Annotated in this window: 17 protein-coding genes; 11 read left to right on the top strand and 6 right to left on the bottom strand. The window is 65.2% G+C overall.

The features are described 5' to 3' along the window. The first annotated feature begins 16 nt into the window (after positions 1-16). Positions 17-1,768: a proline--tRNA ligase gene (locus CH286_RS23630; RefSeq protein WP_094610535.1), complete on the top strand. Its 1,752-nt coding sequence runs from the start codon at positions 17-19 to the stop codon at positions 1,766-1,768. A gap of 77 nt (positions 1,769-1,845) precedes the next feature. Further along, positions 1,846-3,570: an acyl-CoA dehydrogenase family protein gene (locus CH286_RS23625; RefSeq protein WP_032403215.1), complete on the top strand. Its 1,725-nt coding sequence runs from the start codon at positions 1,846-1,848 to the stop codon at positions 3,568-3,570. 3 nt (positions 3,571-3,573) lie between these two features. On the opposite strand, the gene CH286_RS23620 is transcribed toward CH286_RS23625, so the two are convergent. Then, a complete protein-coding gene (locus CH286_RS23620; protein WP_032403216.1) occupies positions 3,574-4,188 on the bottom strand; it encodes a TetR/AcrR family transcriptional regulator in 615 nt (204 codons plus the stop codon). Positions 4,189-4,270: 82 nt separating this feature from the next. Here CH286_RS23620 and CH286_RS23615 point away from each other — a divergent pair, with 82 nt between their 5' ends. After that, on the top strand, positions 4,271-5,725 hold the full coding sequence (locus CH286_RS23615; protein WP_249305471.1) for an MFS transporter: 1,455 nt from the start codon (positions 4,271-4,273) through the stop codon (positions 5,723-5,725). Here the strand turns inward: CH286_RS23615 and CH286_RS23610 are convergent. Together CH286_RS23610 and CH286_RS23605 are read right to left on the bottom strand one after the other, a co-directional pair. Beyond that, positions 5,688-6,128: a ferritin-like domain-containing protein gene (locus CH286_RS23610; protein WP_032403217.1), complete on the bottom strand. Its 441-nt coding sequence runs from the start codon at positions 6,126-6,128 to the stop codon at positions 5,688-5,690. The two genes, CH286_RS23615 and CH286_RS23610, sit on opposite strands and share 38 nt — an antisense overlap. After that, positions 6,125-6,667 (bottom strand): hypothetical protein, encoded by a 543-nt coding sequence (locus tag CH286_RS23605; RefSeq protein WP_249305469.1) that lies wholly within the window; start codon positions 6,665-6,667, stop codon positions 6,125-6,127. The genes CH286_RS23610 and CH286_RS23605 overlap by 4 nt, the downstream gene beginning before the upstream one ends. A gap of 128 nt (positions 6,668-6,795) precedes the next feature. Between CH286_RS23605 and rimP the strand changes: the two genes are divergently transcribed. The 8 genes from rimP to CH286_RS23565 all read left to right on the top strand — a co-directional run bounded on the left by rimP (position 6,796) and on the right by CH286_RS23565 (position 15,162). Continuing rightward, on the top strand, positions 6,796-7,371 hold the full coding sequence (gene rimP / locus CH286_RS23600) for a ribosome maturation factor RimP (protein ID WP_032378206.1): 576 nt from the start codon (positions 6,796-6,798) through the stop codon (positions 7,369-7,371). After that, positions 7,368-8,375, top strand: a complete 1,008-nt coding sequence (nusA, locus tag CH286_RS23595) for a transcription termination factor NusA (RefSeq protein WP_032377079.1) — start codon at positions 7,368-7,370, stop codon at positions 8,373-8,375. Before rimP ends, nusA begins: the two co-directional genes overlap by 4 nt. Positions 8,376-8,471: 96 nt before the next feature. Beyond that, positions 8,472-8,804, top strand: a complete 333-nt coding sequence (locus CH286_RS23590) for a YlxR family protein (protein ID WP_176458329.1) — start codon at positions 8,472-8,474, stop codon at positions 8,802-8,804. Between the two features lie 97 nt (positions 8,805-8,901). Further along, positions 8,902-11,787, top strand: a complete 2,886-nt coding sequence (infB, locus tag CH286_RS23585) for a translation initiation factor IF-2 (RefSeq protein ID WP_094610534.1) — start codon at positions 8,902-8,904, stop codon at positions 11,785-11,787. A 154-nt stretch (positions 11,788-11,941) separates the two neighbouring features. Further along, positions 11,942-12,232, top strand: a complete 291-nt coding sequence (locus CH286_RS23580; protein ID WP_032377081.1) for a DUF503 domain-containing protein — start codon at positions 11,942-11,944, stop codon at positions 12,230-12,232. A 104-nt stretch (positions 12,233-12,336) separates the two neighbouring features. Then, a complete protein-coding gene (rbfA, locus tag CH286_RS23575; RefSeq protein ID WP_052058494.1) occupies positions 12,337-12,837 on the top strand; it encodes a 30S ribosome-binding factor RbfA in 501 nt (166 codons plus the stop codon). Between the two features lies 1 nt (position 12,838). Continuing rightward, complete coding sequence (locus CH286_RS23570) at positions 12,839-13,837, top strand: DHH family phosphoesterase (protein WP_094610533.1); 999 nt, start codon at positions 12,839-12,841, stop codon at positions 13,835-13,837. Further along, complete coding sequence (locus CH286_RS23565) at positions 13,834-15,162, top strand: MATE family efflux transporter (protein WP_094610532.1); 1,329 nt, start codon at positions 13,834-13,836, stop codon at positions 15,160-15,162. Before CH286_RS23570 ends, CH286_RS23565 begins: the two co-directional genes overlap by 4 nt. On the opposite strand, the gene CH286_RS23560 is transcribed toward CH286_RS23565, so the two are convergent. Genes CH286_RS23560 through modA form a run of 3 tightly spaced genes read right to left on the bottom strand, consistent with a single transcriptional unit; the run spans position 15,151 to position 17,842 of the window. Further along, positions 15,151-16,245, bottom strand: a complete 1,095-nt coding sequence (locus tag CH286_RS23560; protein WP_094610531.1) for a sulfate/molybdate ABC transporter ATP-binding protein — start codon at positions 16,243-16,245, stop codon at positions 15,151-15,153. The two genes, CH286_RS23565 and CH286_RS23560, sit on opposite strands and share 12 nt — an antisense overlap. Continuing rightward, the gene (locus tag CH286_RS23555; protein WP_094610530.1) at positions 16,242-17,054 is read right to left on the bottom strand and encodes an ABC transporter permease; all 813 of its coding nucleotides are present in this window, start codon (positions 17,052-17,054) and stop codon (positions 16,242-16,244) included. Before CH286_RS23555 ends, CH286_RS23560 begins: the two co-directional genes overlap by 4 nt. Further along, positions 17,051-17,842, bottom strand: a complete 792-nt coding sequence (modA, locus tag CH286_RS23550) for a molybdate ABC transporter substrate-binding protein (RefSeq protein ID WP_176458328.1) — start codon at positions 17,840-17,842, stop codon at positions 17,051-17,053. Before modA ends, CH286_RS23555 begins: the two co-directional genes overlap by 4 nt. Positions 17,843-17,855: the final 13 nt, after the last annotated feature.

The raw sequence follows: 17,855 nt of genomic DNA, 5'->3' as shown, positions 1-17,855 counted from the left end.
ACTAGTCTGACAACCCGTGATCACCCGTCTTTCGCAGTTGTTCCTCCGTACCCTTCGCGACGACCCGGCCGACGCCGAGGTCGACAGCCACAAGCTGTTGGTTCGCGCCGGCTACGTTCGTCGTATCGCGCCGGGTGTCTACTCGTGGCTTCCCCTCGGTTTGCGGGTCCTTCGCCAGGTCGAGCGCGTGGTACGCGAGGAGATGAACGCCATCGGTGCGCAGGAGATCTCGCTGCCCGCCCTGCTGCCGCGCGAGCCCTACGAGACCACGAATCGGTGGACCGAGTACGGCGACGCACTGTTCCGGTTGCAGGACCGCAAGGGCAACGACATGCTGCTGGGGCCCACCCACGAAGAGCTGTTCGCGCTGACGGTGAAGGCCGAGTACAACTCCTACAAGGATCTTCCGGTCACGCTGTACCAGATCCAGACCAAGTACCGCGACGAGGAGCGTCCCCGCGCAGGCATTCTGCGCGGGCGTGAATTCGTCATGAAGGACTCGTACTCCTTCGATATGGACGAGGACGGACTGAAGAAGTCCTACGCCGCCCACCGTGAGGCCTACCAGCGTATCTTCGCCAGGCTCGGCGTCTCCTACGTCATCGTCGCTGCGACGTCCGGTGCCATGGGCGGCAGTGCATCCGAGGAATTTCTCGCCGAGAGCGACATCGGCGAAGACACGTACGTTCGATGCGTCGAGTCGGGTTACGCGGCCAACGTCGAGGCCGTCACGACACCGGCACCCGAGCCGCTCCCCATCGAGGGGCAGCCGGCTGCAGTCGACTACGAAACGGGCGATACCCCGACCATCGCGACTCTGGTCGAGTGGGCCAACGGTGCCGATCTGGGCCGTACCGTCACCGGGGCCGACACTCTCAAGAACATTCTGCTCAAGGTTCGTAATGCCGAGGGGGAGTGGGAGTTGCTCGCCGTCGGGCTGCCCGGCGACCGCGAGGTGGACGAGAAGCGGCTCGAAGCATCGCTCGAACCCGCCGAGTTCGCCTTGCTGACCGACGCGGACTTCGCGGCCAATCCGTTCCTGGTCAAGGGGTACATCGGACCGCGCGCGTTGCAGGCCAACGGTGTTCGCTATCTCGTTGATCCGAGGGTCGTCGACGGGACGTCGTGGATCACCGGCGCGGATGTCAAGGGCAAGCATGTGGTGAACCTCGTGGCCGGTCGTGACTTCGTTCCCGACGGCACCATCGAAGCGGCCGAGGTACGCGACGGTGACATGTCTCCCGACGGTCGTGGTCCGCTCGTCAGTGCCCGCGGGATCGAGATCGGACACATCTTCCAGCTCGGCTACAAGTACACCGACGCGTTCTCGGTCGATGTCCTCGGCGAGGCCGGTAAGCCCGTCCGCCTGGTGCAGGGTTCCTACGGCGTCGGTGTCTCGCGTCTGGTCGCTGTGATCGCCGAGCAGATGCACGACGACAAGGGCCTGCGGTGGCCGTCGGAGGTAGCGCCTGCCGATGTTCATCTGGTGATCGCGAACAAGGACGACGCTGCGCGCGCCGGTGCGGAATCCATTGCAACGCAACTGGATACGCAGGGAATAGAGGTACTGTTCGACGATCGCAAGGCGTCGCCGGGAGTGAAGTTCAAGGACTCGGAACTGATCGGCGTTCCGCTCGTGGTCGTTCTCGGCCGCGGCTGGGCCGACGGCAAGGTCGAGATCCGCGACCGCTTCTCCGGTGAGAGTCGCGAACTGGACATCGATTCGGCGGTCGAGGAGATCGTGAAGGCCGTGCGGCACACCCCGTAGGACTTCTCTCGCGATCTTTCTGCGCGGTCGTTTACCCCGCTGGTAGCTTCGGGGCAACGACTAGGAGAGGTCACACCGTGGCTCAGTATGCGCTGTTCGATCCGACGACTTTCGACCCGGCCGAGCTCGACGAAGACTCTCGCCGACAGCTGCGCGCACTGATCGAGTGGTTCGAGAGCCGCGGTAAAGGCAGGCTGCTGGCGGACGATCTCGACAGCGTCTGGCCCGCAGACTTTCTGGAATTCGTCGCCGAGCAGAAGTTGTTCGCGACGTTCTCCACACCCGCCGCGTACGCCGACGGATTGCCGAACACACGATGGGACGCCGCGCGCAACGCTGCGCTCAGCGAGATTCTCGGGTTCTACGGTCTTGCGTACTGGTACACCTGGCAGGTCACCGTCCTCGGGCTCGGGCCGATCTGGATGAGTGCGAACGACGACGCCAAGCGCCGTGCCGCAGCCGAGTTGGACCGCGGCGGAGTCATGGCCTTCGGCTTGTCCGAGCGGGCACACGGTGCCGACGTGTATTCCACCGACATGCTGTTGACGCCCTCGGCCGACGACCCCGACCTCGAGTTCACCGCGTCGGGGGAGAAGTACTACATCGGAAACGGCAACGTGGCCGGGATGGTGTCGGTGTTCGGTCGGCGCACCGATATCGAGGGACCGGATTCGTACGTGTTCTTCGTAGCCGACAGCGCGCATCCCGCGTATCAGTTGCGCGAGAGTGTCGTGCACGGCCAGATGTACGTCAGTACGTTCTCGCTGGAGAGCTACCCCGTCCGTGGGCAGGACATCCTGCATACCGGTGCCGATGCCTTCTCGGCGGCACTCAACACGGTGAACGTCGGCAAGTTCAATCTCTGCACCGGTTCGGTCGGCATCTGCGAGCATGCGTTCTACGAGGCGATCACACATGCGAACAACAGAATTCTCTACGGAAATCGCGTCACCGATTTTCCGCACGTGCGCAGCGCATTCGTCGACGGTTACTCGCGTCTGATCGCGATGAAACTCTTCAGCGCCCGCGCGGTGGACTACTTCCGCGCTGCCGGACCCGAGGACCGGCGCTACCTGCTGTTCAATCCGATGACGAAGGCAAAGGTCACCTCGGAGGGCGAAACCGTCGTTCGGCTGTTGCACGACGTCATCGCAGCCAAGGGGTACGAGAAGAATACCTACTTCCGTGAGGCCGCCCAGCTGATCGGAACGCTTCCCAAGCTCGAGGGCACCGTGCACGTCAACGTTGCGCTGATGCTCAAGTTCATGCCGGCGTACATGTTCTCGCCCACCGACTACCCCGACGTCGGCACCCGAACCGAGCCGGTCGACGACAGTTTCTTCTTCGCTCAAGGCCCGGCCAGAGGCGCGAGCTCGGTGCGGTTCCACGACTGGAATCCGGTGTACCAGAAGCACTCCGGTATCCCCAATGTCGGACGGTTCTACGAGCAGGCGCAGGCGTTCAGGTCGTTTCTCGCCGAGTGCGCGCCCGACGAAGCGCAGCAGAAGGACCTCGATTTTCTACTCGTGGTGGGCCACCTGTTCTCGCTCGTCGTCTACGGCCACCTCCTGCTCGAGCAGGCCGACGAGATCTCGAACGAGATGATGGACCAGATCTTCGATTTCCAGATCAGGGACTTCTCCGGCTATGCCGTCGCGCTGTACGGGAAGCCGTCGTCGACCGCTGCGCAACAACAGTGGGCTCTGGATTCGATTCGTAAACCGGTGGTCGACGGCCACCGTTTCGAGACGGTGTGGAACGAGGTCGTCTCGTACGACGGTCGGTACGAGATGCGTCCCTAGCCTTCAGAGCAGTCCGGGATCGGCTGGAACGAGCTTGGTTCCGAACGCGCACATCGTCATCTCGTGCAGTCCAGCGCTGTCCTCCGGATGCTCCGGTGCCTGCATCGATATCAAGACATTGAGCAGCATTCCGTGCGCGATGAATTGCCGAGCCTGATCTTCCGAACACCCGGTCCCGTTGCGGATCTGGCTGTAGATCGCGCCCATTCCTTCTCGTGCCTGACGGCCGATCTCGGGTACCGACCCTGCGCCGAACCCGTGCATCATGACCATCAGCAGGTCGCGATCGGCCACCAGATCGGCGTAGGCACCGCCGAGGTCGGCCCAGGTCTCGTCGTCTGCTGGGTCCAGGGGCCCCGAGGCCAGCACCGCGTCGAATGCCGTCATGATGCCGTCGATGGAGCGTTGGAAGACCAGCCGAAACAATTCGACTTTGGTTCCGAACATCCGGACCACGTACGGCTGCGACACGCCCGCTTCCTTCGCCACTGCATCGGTACTCGTTCCGGCAAAGCCCCCGCGTGCGAACGCACGTGTTGCGGCGTCGAGGACGAGTTCTCGACGGTCGGCCGCGTCCATCCGGGTTGCTCTGGGCTTGGGCGTGGGAGTGTCGGACATGTTGACAGGTTATCAGTCGATAACTTACGGTCGTTCGTAAGTAATCATTCGATGCTTACAAACTCGAGACGGGACGTTCGCCGTGACCGCTACAGCCTCTCCGCCTGCACATCATCCTGTCGCTCGGTCGATTCCGGTGTGGCTCGGAATCCTCGCGGCTTCCCTACCGATGTTCATGGCAACACTCGACAATCTGGTGATGACCAGCGCGCTGCCGGTCATTCAGCAGGATCTGAACGCGTCGGTCGGCCAGCTGCAGTGGTTCCTCAACGCCTACACCCTGAGCTTCGCCACGTTCATGCTCACCGCGGCGACGCTCGGTGACAGGTGGGGCAGACGGGCGGTGTTCCTCGGTGGCATCGCGATCTTCACCGTCGCCTCGGTGGCCAGTGCACTCGCCACGAGCCCGGCCATGCTCATCGCGGCGCGGGCTGTGCAGGGCGTAGGTGCTGCCGCGATCATGCCGTTGTCGTTGACCCTGCTGGCCGCGGTGGTACCGATGGGCAAGCGCGCCATGGCAATCGGGATCTGGGGCGGAGTCTCCGGCCTCGGTGTGGCCCTGGGGCCGGTCGTCGGTGGAGCCGTCGTCGACGGCATCTCCTGGCAGGCGATCTTCTGGATCAACGTTCCAGTGGCACTGGTTGCAGTACCGCTCGCCTACACAGCGCTGAAAGAATCGACGGGACGGACCCAGCCGCTCGATCTGCTCGGTGTGCTGCTTGCCGGCGGTGGCGTCTTCCTGTTGGTGTGGGCGGTGGTTCACGGCAACGACGACGGATGGGCGTCGACCACAGTGCTCAGCAGTGCCATCGGGTCTGCGGTGTTGCTCGTCGCGTTCGTCGCGCGAGCGTCTCGCACCCGGTATTCCGTACTGCCGTTGGCGCTGTTCCGATCACGCAGTTTCACCCTCGCCAACGTCATCGGAATCACGTTCTCGCTCGGCATGTTCGGAGCTGTGTTCCTTCTTGCGCAGTACCTGCAGATAGTCATGCACTACACACCGTTCCAGGCAGGCCTGCGTACGCTGCCCTGGACCGCAGCGCCGATGGTGGTCGCGCCGATTGCGGGCCTGTTGGCGGAGCGCGTCGGGCTCCGTGGATTGCTGGTCAGCGGCTTGGCGCTGCAGTCGGTGTCGCTGGTGTGGATGGCTCTGATCCTCGGGCCCGACACCGAGTACCTGTCCATGGTCCCGGCGCTGCTCATGGCCGGCGTGGGCATGGGCCTGACGTTCGCGCCGTCCGCGACGGCAGTGTTGCGAGACATGAAGGTCGACGATCACGCCACGGCGAGCAGCGCGAACTCCACGATGCGCGAAGTGGGTATCGCGCTGGGGATCGCGGTGCTGACAGCCGTGTTCATCGGTAACGGCGGATCGTTGACGCCCACCGGCTACACCGACGCTCTGGCACCGGCCCTACTCGTCGGCGCAGGAGCAGTCGGGATCGGACTGGTCGCGGCACTGTTCATGCCGGGTCGTTCCGCCGCTGGGGCGGAGGCCGTCACGGTCGACCGGGAAATGCCGTCGACGACGGTGTGACTCCCAGGATCTGTTGCCACGTCGCGAGCCGAACCGCGGCGTCGGTCAACGCCTGGACTCCCATCTCGCGCGTACCGCCGGACTGGCTGCGTTCGATCAGCGAACGCCACGCCACACACGTGTCGATCTCGGCCTGGGCAGCCAACCGAGTGGCCGAGATCGCGTCGGTTACCGGAAACGGTGATGCGTATGCAGGATCGGGGAGGGGGACGGCGACACTGGCTGCCTGGAGCGCGTCGATGGTTGCGTCTCTGCGTGCACGATGGGCAGCAGTGTTCGTTGCGACCAGGTCGGCGCGCGTGGGGTTGGAGAACGCCGCGACGACGCCGTAGGCGAATACCGCCGCGTACTCGGCTTCGAGGGCGTCGACCAGACCTTGCTGTTCCGGACCGAGATCGCTCATGCCAGCACCACCAGAGCCGACACTGTGCACGACGCACTGATCGAACCGAGAAGACCGGCCCGATAACCGCTTTCGTTTCGAGCCGCGTCCGCTGCATTGCGAGCGGACGTGGTCAACATCTCCCGCACCGCCGCGATGTCCGGTGGCGGAGCCGGGGGAGCGACGGTGGTCGTGCTGGCTGACGTGGAGGTGTCGGTCGTTGCACCGGTGGCGCGGGCGATCTCGGTGTCGAGCGCATCGGCGTGCTCTGTCCGCTGAGCCGCAACGACTCCGAGCGCAGCTGCGTAGTCGGGAATCGCGGTCGCTGCCGCTGTGGCATCCGTTGCGTCGCTACGGGCAGCACGCAGCTGTGCGGTCAGAGAATCGAGCGCGGGGCCGGAGATCTCGTCCTGGGCGCAAGCCGCAACGGTGGAGACGGTGGCCGCAGACAGGGCTGCGGCACCGGCGAGTCGGAACAACCCGCGGCGACTGAGCGCAAAGGGGGCGATCGGCGTGGGCACCCCGACATCGTGCCAGACCGCAGCGCCTGCACGTGCCATGCCCGCGTGTCGTGACGGCGTGCGTGGTCACGAGCAGTGTCTGCGGGGCGGTACTCTGTTGGTTCGGCAAACGCAGTCCGGCTGCCGCTCGTCGGACCGCCCACAACTACACACGAGGAGTTCGCGACATGCCTGTTCCGTCCAAGGAGAGGGTTGTCGAACTACTCGCCGACCTCGTTCGAGAACGGGGCTACGACCTCGAAGACGTGAACGTCGTCGCAGCAGGCAAGCACAGCGCGGTGCGCATCATGGTCGATCGAGAAGAGGGCATCGACCTGGACGCGCTCCCGGAGCTGAGCCGAGAGATCTCCGACGCCTTCGATGCGGTGACGGATTTCGGTGAAGCGCCGTACACGCTCGAAGTCACCACTCCCGGAATCGACCGGCCCCTGACCGAGCCGCGGCATTGGCGTCGGGCCCGCGGACGCAAGGTGCGCATCGAGTTGGCCGAGAGCAAGCTGGACGGTCGGGTCGGTCTACTCGACGGAGATTCGGTCACCGTGGTGACCAAGGAGAAGGGCGTGCTGTCCACGCGGTCGATAGTTCTGACAGACGTCGTGAAAGCTGTTGTACAGGTGGAATTTTCAAGGCCCACCGCCGAGGAGATGGACTTGGCGGGTGGCGTGGTCGGCAGCAGGCCCTCGCCTGCGAACACCGACGAAATCGTGGATGTGGAAGCACCGGAAGAAGGGTCGAACAAGTGAATATCGACATTGCCGCACTGCGGGCGATCGAGGCGGACAAGGGAATTCCGATCGAGATGGTGATCTCGACTATCCAGACCGCGTTGTTGACCGCCTACCGGCACACCGAGGGGCACCAGTCCAACGCGTGGATCGATGTCGATCGCAAGACCGGATCCGTTCGCGTGATGGCCAAGGAAATCGACGCCGACGGCAACGTGATCTCCGAGTGGGACGACACCCCGGAGGGCTTCGGGCGTATCGCAGCCACCACCGCGCGCCAGGTCATTCTGCAGCGCCTGCGCGACGCCGAGCACGAGCGGTCGTTCGGTGAGTACTCCACTCACGAGGGTGAGATCGTCAACGGCGTCATCCAGCGCGACACGCGCGCCAACGCCAAGGGCACCGTCATCGTGCGCATCGGCAGCGACGCCAACGGGGCCGACGGACTCCTGCCTCCCGCCGAGCAGGTTCCCGGTGAAACGTACGAACACGGCGAACGCATCAAGTGCTACGTCGTCGGAGTCGCTCGGGGCAACCGGGGCCCGCAGATCACACTCTCACGCACCCATCCGAATCTGGTGCGCAAATTGTTCGCCCTCGAGGTACCCGAGATCGCCGACGGTTCCGTGGACATCGTGGCGGTCGCACGCGAGTCGGGTCATCGGTCGAAGATCGCTGTCGCCTCCACGGTGTCGGGCCTCAATGCCAAAGGTGCCTGTATCGGACCGATGGGGCAGCGGGTGCGGAACGTGATGAGTGAACTGGCGGGCGAGAAGATCGACATCATCGATTTCGACGAGGACCCGGCCACGTTCGTCGGGAATGCGCTCTCACCGTCCAAGGTTGTCTCTGTGACGGTCGTGGATGCTGCTGCTCGCGCGGCTCGTGTGGTGGTTCCGGAGTACCAGCTCTCTCTTGCGATCGGCAAGGAAGGACAGAACGCTCGACTGGCTGCTCGACTGACCGGTTGGCGTATCGATATCCGCAGCGATGCGGCGGCACCCGAGACGACCAGCGCATAGGGCCGGAATGCGGAGTTCGAGGCAATACAGCGGTAGAGTGGTCGATGGTTCGGTAACGAAGTCTCTTCCCAGAAGCATGAACGCGAGTATCCGGTTGTGAAAGCCCGGCCGATTCGTACATGCGTCGGGTGCAGGGAGCGAGTTCCGGCCGCCGATCTGTTGAGGATCGTGGTTCGAGAAGCTGGTTCGCACGAATTCGCTCTCGTCCCCGACATCCGGCATTCGATGTCCGGCCGTGGTGCGTGGTTGCACTACAGCCGAGAATGCCTGCACAATGCGGAGCGACGCCGAGTTTTCGGTCGTGCGTTTCGGATATCGGGAAATGTGGAATCGTCCGCAGTGGCAGCCGTGCTCGAAGAGCACGGCCCACTACCGGCCGAGGATACGACAAGAGCAACACCCGTCGACAAGAACAGGCAACAGCACTGATGAGCACACCGTGAAGCACCAACGATGAACGTCCATCGGAGATAACCCGAGGTCGTGCGGGCACCAAGCCTCGCTCGGCCTCTCAGTGAGGAGAGCAGTGGCAGGCAAGGCCCGCGTGCACGAGTTGGCAAAAGAACTCGGTGTCACCAGTAAGGAACTACTCGCACGGCTCAAAGAGCAGGGTGAGTTCGTCAAGTCCGCATCATCCACAGTCGAGGCCCCGGTGGCCCGTCGACTTCGTGAGTCCTTCCCGTCCGAGAACGCGGACGCGTCGGCACCCGCCGCAGCAGCACCCAACGGTCGCGCAGCGGCCGATCGCGCCGCCAGCAGCACCGCGAAGCCGGGCGCAGCGAAGCCCGGTGGACCCCGTCCGGGCCCCAAGCCTGCACCCCGCCAGGCAGAGCCGGAAGCACCCGCAGCTCCGGTAGCACAGGAACCCGTCGAAGCAGCTCCGGCTGCACCCGCTGTTCCGGCACCGGCCGCGCCCGCCGCGCAGCCCGCTGCTCCGGTCGAGCAGGCTCCGGCCGCGTCGGCCGACACCGCCGACGCAACCCAGGCCCCGGCAGCACCCAAGCCCGCAGGTCCCGGCCCCAAGCCAGGCCCCAAGGCTCCGCGTGTCGGCAACAACCCCTACTCCTCGGCCCCCGTGGAACGACCGGCTCCTCGGCCGGCTCCCGGAGCCCCGCGTCCCGGCGGCGGACGTCCCGCGCCCGGACAGGGTGGGCCTCGTCCCGCCACACCGTCGGCCGGCAGCCGTCCGGCTCCCGGTCAGGGTGGGCCTCGTCCCGCTCCGGGCCAGGCCGGACCTCGTCCGAGCCCGGGCTCGATGCCTCCTCGCCCCAATCCGGGTGCGATGCCGACCCGTTCGGCTCGTCCGGGACCCGCAGCAGGACGCCCCGGTCGCCCCGGTGGCGCACCGGGCGGACGTCCGGGTGGCGGCGGCGGCGGTGGCTACCGCGGCGGTGGCGCTCCGGGTGCTCCCGGTGGTGCCCCCGCAGGCGGCGCTCCCGCAGGCGGCTTCCGTGGCCGTCCCGGCGGCGGTGGCCGTCCCGGTCAGCGCGGCGCAGCAGCAGGTGCATTCGGTCGTCCCGGCGGAGCAGTTCGTCGTGGCCGTAAGTCGAAGCGGGCGAAACGCGCCGAGTACGAGAGCATGCAGGCTCCCGCAGTCGGCGGCGTCAGGCTGCCCCGCGGCAACGGCGAGACCATTCGTCTCGCCCGCGGCGCTTCGCTGTCGGACTTCGCGGACAAGATCGACGCGAACCCGGCCGCACTGGTGCAGGCCCTGTTCAACCTCGGCGAGATGGTCACTGCGACGCAGTCGGTCAACGACGAGACGCTGGAGCTGCTCGGCGGCGAGATGAACTACGTCGTTCAGGTCGTCAGCCCCGAGGACGAAGATCGTGAACTGCTCGACTCGTTCGACCTCACCTACGGCGAGGACGCCGGCGGCGAGGACGATCTCGAACAGCGTCCCCCGGTGGTCACCGTCATGGGCCACGTCGACCACGGCAAGACTCGACTGCTGGACTCGATTCGTAACACCACGGTGCGCGAAGGCGAAGCAGGCGGCATCACGCAGCACATCGGTGCATACCAGGTGTTGACCGAGCTCGAGGGCAACGAACGTCTCGTGACGTTCATCGACACCCCCGGTCACGAGGCCTTCACGGCCATGCGTGCCCGTGGTGCCAAGGCCACCGACCTCGCGATCCTGGTGGTTGCAGCCGACGACGGCGTCATGCCGCAGACGGTGGAAGCCATCAACCACGCCCAGGCGGCCGATGTGCCGATCGTGGTTGCGGTCAACAAGATCGACAAGGAAGGCGCGAACCCGGACAAGATCCGGCAGCAGCTGACCGAATACGGTCTGGTCGCCGAGGAATACGGCGGCGAGACCATGTTCGTCGACATCTCCGCCAAGCAGGGCACCAACATCGATGCCCTTCTCGAAGCGGTGCTGCTGACGGCCGACGCGTCGCTCGATCTACGCGCCAACCCGGACATGGACGCTCAGGGTGTTGCCATCGAGGCCCACCTCGACCGTGGTCGTGGGCCGGTCGCGACCGTGCTCATCGCCCGCGGAACGCTGCGTGTCGGTGACTCGATCGTTGCCGGTGACGCGTACGGACGCGTCCGCCGAATGGTCGACGAGCACGGCGAGGACGTCACCGAGGCGTTGCCGTCCCGGCCCGTTCAGGTCATCGGCTTCACGTCGGTGCCCGGTGCAGGTGACAACCTTCTGGTCGTCGACGAGGACCGGATCGCCCGTCAGATCGCCGATCGTCGGAATGCACGCAAGCGGAACGCGCTCGCAGCCAAGAGCCGTAAGCGCATCAGCCTCGACGATCTCGATGCAGCTCTGAAGGAGACTTCGCAGCTCAACTTGATCCTCAAGGGTGACAACTCGGGAACCGTCGAGGCTCTCGAAGAGGCGCTGCTCGGGATCCAGATCGACGACGAGGTCGAACTGCGGGTCATCGACCGCGGTGTCGGTGGCGTCACGGAGACCAACGTCAACCTGGCGTCGGCATCCAACGCGATCATCATCGGCTTCAACGTTCGAGCGGAGGGCAAAGCCACCGAGCTGGCCAACCGCGAAGGCGTCGACATCCGGTACTACTCGGTGATCTACCAGGCGATCGACGAGATCGAGAAGGCCCTCAAGGGCATGCTCAAGCCGGTGTACGAGGAGGTTGCCCTCGGGCAGGCCGAGATCCGCGCGCTGTTCCGTTCCTCCAAGGTCGGAAACATCGCCGGTTGCCTCGTCACCTCCGGTACGATCCGTCGCAACGCGAAGGCACGACTCATCCGAGACAGTGCCGTTGTTGCGGAAACCGTCACGATCTCCTCGCTCCGCCGCGAGAAGGACGACGCGACGGAGGTCCGTGAGGGATACGAGTGTGGTTTGACGGTGACGTACTCCGACATCAAGGTGGGCGATGTCATCGAGGCGTACGAACTCCGTGAAAAGCCGCGCGACTAGAACAGATGCGGAGCCGTTCGGCTCCGCATCCGGTCGCGTCGGCTCGGTGGTGAAGCCAGGGGAGTGACACTGCGCTCCGACTTTCGAGCCGGTGGTGGTACGACAGTTGTACCGCCACCGGCTTTGTCGTCGGAGCCGATCGAAGGACGTCAGCGTGTATCTGGGTGCTCTGGAGTTGGACGTGTTGTTGGGGGACGTACGTTCGCTGGCCGAGAAGCGGTCGATGATGGAACCGGTACTGGGTGATCTGCAAAGGCTGGGAGTGTCGGCTGCGGAAACCGGTGAACGAGAACGTATTCGACGGTCGTTGCTGGGAGTCGCGGCCGCTGGTACCGATGTGGACCTGCTGCACGACAAGCTGGACGAATGCGAACGGCACGTCGCCGAACGCCACGATCTGGAATTGTTGGCAGTACGTCGGAGAATATTCGGACCCGAGGATTGATTCGGGAAGTCCTGTCGAGCACTGTTCGGCAGGCGTGTACATCGCAGCCGCCGGGACGTCGCACTTCGGTCGACGTCCGGCCATGAAAGAGGAGTGTGATTGTCGTGGTGGATCAGGCCAGGGCTCGTAAGTTGTCCAAGCGAATCGCTGCCATCGTTGCGACGGCGATCGATCACGAGATCAAAGATCCGCGGCTCGCGTTCGTGACCATCACCGACACCAAAGTCACCGCTGACCTGCACGACGCCACGGTGTACTACACCGTGATGGGTGAAGACCTCGATACTCCGCCCGACCTGCAGGCTGCCGCGGCAGGACTGGAGAAGGCCAAGGGTGTGCTGCGCTCGAAGGTCGGAGCCGGAACGGGTGTGCGGTACACACCGACCTTGACGTTCGTGACCGACACGGTGCCCGACACCGCGCGCCACATGGAAGACCTTCTCGAACGCGCCCGCGTGGCCGACGAGGAACTGGCCCGTGCGCGTGCGAACGCCAAACCTGCCGGAGACCCGGACCCGTACAAAGCTCCGCGCGAAGTCGCAGACTTGGATGGTCATTCCGCAGGCTCCACTCCTGCAGACGTCGAGCCGGCCGAAGCCGACTGACATGTCCGATGGTTCGGGGGCAGAGTCGCAGCAGGACGAGGATCTGGCGCGGGCGATCGAGATGCTCGAACGTGCATCCTCGGTGACCGTTCTGTGCCACGTGCAGCCCGACGCAGACACGATCGGTAGCGGGCTGGCGCTCGGCTCGGTACTCGAACGTCGTGGCACCGATGTGCAAGTGGCCTTCGCAGCGCCGGCTTTTCTGCCCGAGTCGATGAACGAGCTGCCCGGCCGGCACCTGCTGGTCGACGCCGACAAGGTGGCCGACACGGTGGATCTGGTCGTCACGGTCGACGCCGGAAGTCGGGGCCGGCTGGGGTCGTTGGGTGACCGGCTCGATTCTGCGTCGACCAGCCTCGTCATCGATCATCACCGCAGCAACACCCGATTCGGAACGGTCAACGTGGTGCATGCGTCAGCGGAGTCGACGACTGCTGTGATCGCGCGGCTGTTCGACCAGTGGGGTGTCGAGATCGACGCCGATCTGGCGCACCTGCTGTTCGCCGGCCTGGTCACCGACACCGGTTCGTTCCGATGGGTTCGCCCGGGTTCGCATCTGCTGGCCGAGCGACTGCTGGCGACGGGGATCGACGGCGCACACATCGCGCGCAAGCTGCTCGATACTCACCCGTTCGAGTGGCTGCCGATGCTCGGGTCGGTGCTCGGTTCGGCATCGTTGATTCCCGAGGCGGCCGACGGGCGCGGGTTGGTGTACGCGGTCATCCGCAGTGAAGACGCGGCCGGATTGCGGTCGGAAGAGATCGAGAGTGTCATCGACATCGTCCGCACCACGTCCGAAGCCGAAGTGGCTGCCGTGCTCAAGCAGCAGGACTTCGGCACGGTCTGGGTGGTGTCGTTGCGGTCCAAGACCGAGGTGGATGTGTCGGCGGTGGCGTGTGCCCTCGGAGGTGGCGGACACCGCAACGCGGCCGGCTACACCGCGACCGGTGAACTCGGCGATGTGATCGACGCTCTGCGCGGAGCCTTGTCCACGTCGTGAGTTCCTCGCCGGTCACTGCTCGTCGAATACTCGGCTTGTCCCTTCCCTCTCTCGGCGTCCTCGCCGCAGAGCCTCTCTACCTGTTGTTCGATGCCGCGGTGGTCGGCCGACTCGGCGCTCTGGCGCTCGCCGGCTTGGCAATCGGTGGTTTGGTACTCGCACAGGTCAGCACCCAGTTGACCTTCCTGTCCTATGGCACGACTGCCCGAGCCGCTCGTATGCACGGTGCCGGGCGCGAACACGACGCCGTAGGCGAGGGGGTTCAAGCAACCTGGTTGGCATTCGGGCTCGGGGTCGTCATCGTGGCGGTCGTGCAACTCGCGGCCGAGCCGGTGGTGTCGGTGTTGACCGGAGGTGGCGACATCGCCGCCGAGGCGATCGCGTGGCTGCGCATCGCGCTGTTGGGTGTGCCGTTCATCCTGATCTCGTTGGCCGGAAACGGGTGGATGCGCGGTGTTCAGAACACCGTGACACCGCTACGTTTCGTTGTGCTCGGCTTCGGTGTGTCGGCGGTACTGTGCCCGCTTCTGGTTCACGGGTTGTTCGGATTCCCACGATTGGAGCTGGTCGGATCGGCTGTGGCCAACGTGATCGGTCAGGGCGTCGCCGGTGCATTGTTCGTCGTCGCGGTGGTTCGAGAAAGCACCGAACTGCGTCCGCGATGGTCGGTGATGCGTGCGCAGTTGGTACTCGGTCGCGATCTCATCGTGCGCAGCCTCGCGTTTCAGGCCTGCTTCCTCTCTGCAGCCGCGGTCGCGTCGAGATTCGGGGCCGCCTCGGTCGCCGCGAACCAGGTGGTGCTGCACATGTGGAACCTGGTGTCACTCATGCTCGATTCGTTGGCAATTGCCGCGCAGACCCTCGTCGGGGCTGCGTTGGGTGCCGGCCGAACCGAGGATGCGCGCGCACTGGCATGGCGCTTGACGGCATGGTCGACCGTATTCGCTGTGGTCCTGGCCGGTGTGTTCGCCGTCGGGCGTTCGTTCGTCCCAGGCCTGTTCACCACCGATGCGTCGGTCGTCGATCAGATGCATGCGATCTGGTGGATCCTCGTGGCGATCATTCCCATTGCCGGCGTGGTGTTCGCGTTGGACGGAGTGCTGCTCGGCAGTGGCGATGCAGCGTTCCTGCGGAACGCCACCATGGCATGTGCCGTCGTGGGGTTCCTGCCGTTCATCTGGTCCGCTCTGGTCTTCGACTGGGGCTTGGTGGGGATCTGGATCGGACTCGGTGTTTTCGTCGCCTTGCGCATGCTCGCGGTGGCCGGACGAGTGCTGTCCGGTAAGTGGCTGGTGATCGGCAGCGATCGTCAATTACGACGGTGACGGCAACGCGGGATGCAGAGCAACTTCGAGGCTCTTCACCACGAAATACACGCTGCGCCCCGGCTCGAGCCCCAGATCGGAGACCGCTGCGGGGGTGATGTCGGCGGCCATTCCGGGCGAGCCGTCGGGATGCGGACGAGATCGGACGCGAATGCCGGAGCCCTGCACCTCCATCTCGTCGATCACGACCTCGAAAACGTTCCGTGGGCTGGCATGGGGGGCTGTCGGGTGCACCGAGACAGCGGCGGGGGAGAAGACCGCGACCAGCGACGTCCCGGTGACGTGTTGCCCTGATCCGTGGACCGTCAAGCCCCAGCTCGTGGTCAGTGCGGTCGTGCCGTCGGCGTCGGCCGCACGGCCGGAGAGCAGGTTGACTCCGGCGATTCGGGCACCGAATTCGCTTCGGGGAGCCGCGAGTACCTCGGCAACCGAGCCCCGCTCCACCACGCGCCCGCCGTCGACGATCGCGACGGAATCGGCCAACGCGACGACGTCGAGCAGATCGTGGGTGACGATCAGCGCCGTGCGGGACCTGTCGCGCACTACCGATCGCAGCACTCTGCGGAGCGCCGGTGCTGTCTCGACGTCCAACGCCGCAAGGGGTTCGTCGAGCAGCAGTAGTCGAGGATCGGCGGCAAGAGCGCGTGCGATCGCTATGCGTTGGGCTTGGCCACCGGACAATTGGTCCGGGCGACGGTCGGCCAGATGAGAGGCTCCTACCGCGGCCAGCCACGTATCGGCCACAGTCTTCGAGGACGCTCGGCTCTCACCCGCGCTCCGCGGCGCGAAGGCGACGTTCGTTCGAGCGTCCATGTGGGGAAACAGGAGTGCGTCCTGCGCGAGAGTGGCAACACCTCGCGCGTGGATCGGAACGAAGGTCTTCGACGAGGTGTCGGTCAACGTGTCCTCGCCGAGTCGGACGATGCCGTCGTCGGGCACCACCGACCCCGACACCAGCTCCAGCAGTGTGGATTTGCCGGCCCCGTTGGGGCCGAGGACGGCGACCGTTTCACCCTCTTCGACGTCGAGTTCGATGTCGACGCCGCGGACATCGACAGTGGCGCGAACGTGCAGCGAGCTCACAGCGAACCCGACGATCGAGTACCGCGCGCGGTGACGACGACGACGGCAGCAACCAGGATCAGCACCAGCGACAGCGCCACCGCGGCATCGGGATCGGCCTCGCGCTGTAGATAGATCTCCAGCGGCAGGGTTCGGGTGACTCCTTCGAGCGAGCCCGCGAAGGTCAAGGTCGCTCCGAATTCGCCGAGTGCGCGTGCGAACGCGAGAACGGTACCGGATATCAATCCAGGCAAGATCAAGGGAACGGTGACGCGGCGTAGAACAGTGGTCGGCGTTGCCCCCAGAGTCGCCGCAACCACGTCGTAGCGACTTCCGGCCGTACGCAGTGCGCCTTCGACGCTCACGACGAGAAACGGCAGCGACACGAACACCTGCGCCAACACGACGGCGGAGGTGGTGAACGCGATTCGGATTCCGAACGCTTCGAGATGTTCGCCGAGCAGGCCTTGACGGCCGAATGTGTAGAGCAACGCGATACCGCCGACCACCGGAGGCAGGACCAGAGGGAGTACGACCAGGGAGCGGAGTACCGACAGGCCACGAACAGTGCTGCGGGAGAGCACGATTGCCATCGGTACACCCAGCAGCACGCACATCACCGTACTGGCTGTGGCCGTCTTCAGGCTCAGGACCAGCGCTGCGACCGCAGACTCCGAGGTGACGAGACCGACGAAGTTCGACCAGTCGATGCGGGTGAACATCGCGGCAAGGGGTGCCACGACGACCAGCGCGCCGACGGTCGCCGGAACGAAGATCCACAGCGGTACCCCTACCGCCGATCGCCCGCCATCGGCGACGCGTACGGTCACGGAGCGGCGAAGCCGGCTCGGGCGAGGACGTCTCGGCCGACCGGTCCGGTGACGAACTCGGCGAACGCGCGAGCGGTGGCGTCGTTCTCGGACCCATTCATTGTCGCAACCGGATAGGTGTTGACGGCTTCGCTCGATTCCGCGAACGGCACTGCTGTCACGGAGTCACCCGACCCTGCTGCGTCTGTGACGTACACCAGCCCGGCATCGGCTTGACCCGACGTGACTTTGCCCAGTACATCGGTGACCGACGATTCCTCGCTCACCGCCGGGATGTCCGTGCCGGTCGCGGCTTCCACGGCTGCCGTCGCCGCACCGCACGGCACCTGAGGTGCACAGATCACCGTCAGAATGTCGGGGTTCGCCAGATCGGCGAACGACGTGATGCGATCCGGGTTGCCCGGCGCGGTGACGATGGTCAGGGTGTTCGAGGCGAAGTCGACGGGATCACCTGCCACCACGCCGGCGTCGACCGCCTTCGTCATGTTCTTCGTATCCGCGGAGGCGAAGACATCGGCGGGTGCACCGGAGATCAGCTGCGTGGCCAGATCGGAGGATCCGGCGAAGCTGAACTCGACCGAGGTGCCGGGGTGCTCGGCCTCGAAGCGCGTACCCAGTTCGGTGAACGTCGCTCGCAGGGATGCTGCGGCGAAGACGGTGATGTCACCCCCGACGGTATTGCCGGTCGCGGCCGGATCGGAGGCACCGGATTCGGATGCCCTGTCGCATCCGGTGAGGACAAGAGTGACGGCAACGAGAGCCACGAATGCCGGTCTGAGTGTCTGCACTGAAATCTCCTGC

Source organism: Rhodococcus sp. WWJCD1 (assembly GCF_002258735.1).
GTDB lineage: Bacteria > Actinomycetota > Actinomycetes > Mycobacteriales > Mycobacteriaceae > Rhodococcoides.
The sequence above is the reverse complement of the archived record's forward strand: the minus strand, read 5'-3'. Positions and strand labels throughout refer to the sequence as shown.

Coding starts and splice junctions, on each gene's coding strand:
- CH286_RS23605 (WP_249305469.1), bottom strand. CDS start 6,667: ATGGCACGTGCAGGCGCTGCGGTCTGGCACGATGTCGGGGTGCCCACG.
- CH286_RS23620 (WP_032403216.1), bottom strand. CDS start 4,188: ATGTCCGACACTCCCACGCCCAAGCCCAGAGCAACCCGGATGGACGCG.
- CH286_RS23570 (WP_094610533.1), top strand. CDS start 12,839: ATGTCCGATGGTTCGGGGGCAGAGTCGCAGCAGGACGAGGATCTGGCG.
- CH286_RS23610 (WP_032403217.1), bottom strand. CDS start 6,128: ATGAGCGATCTCGGTCCGGAACAGCAAGGTCTGGTCGACGCCCTCGAA.
- rimP (WP_032378206.1), top strand. CDS start 6,796: ATGCCTGTTCCGTCCAAGGAGAGGGTTGTCGAACTACTCGCCGACCTC.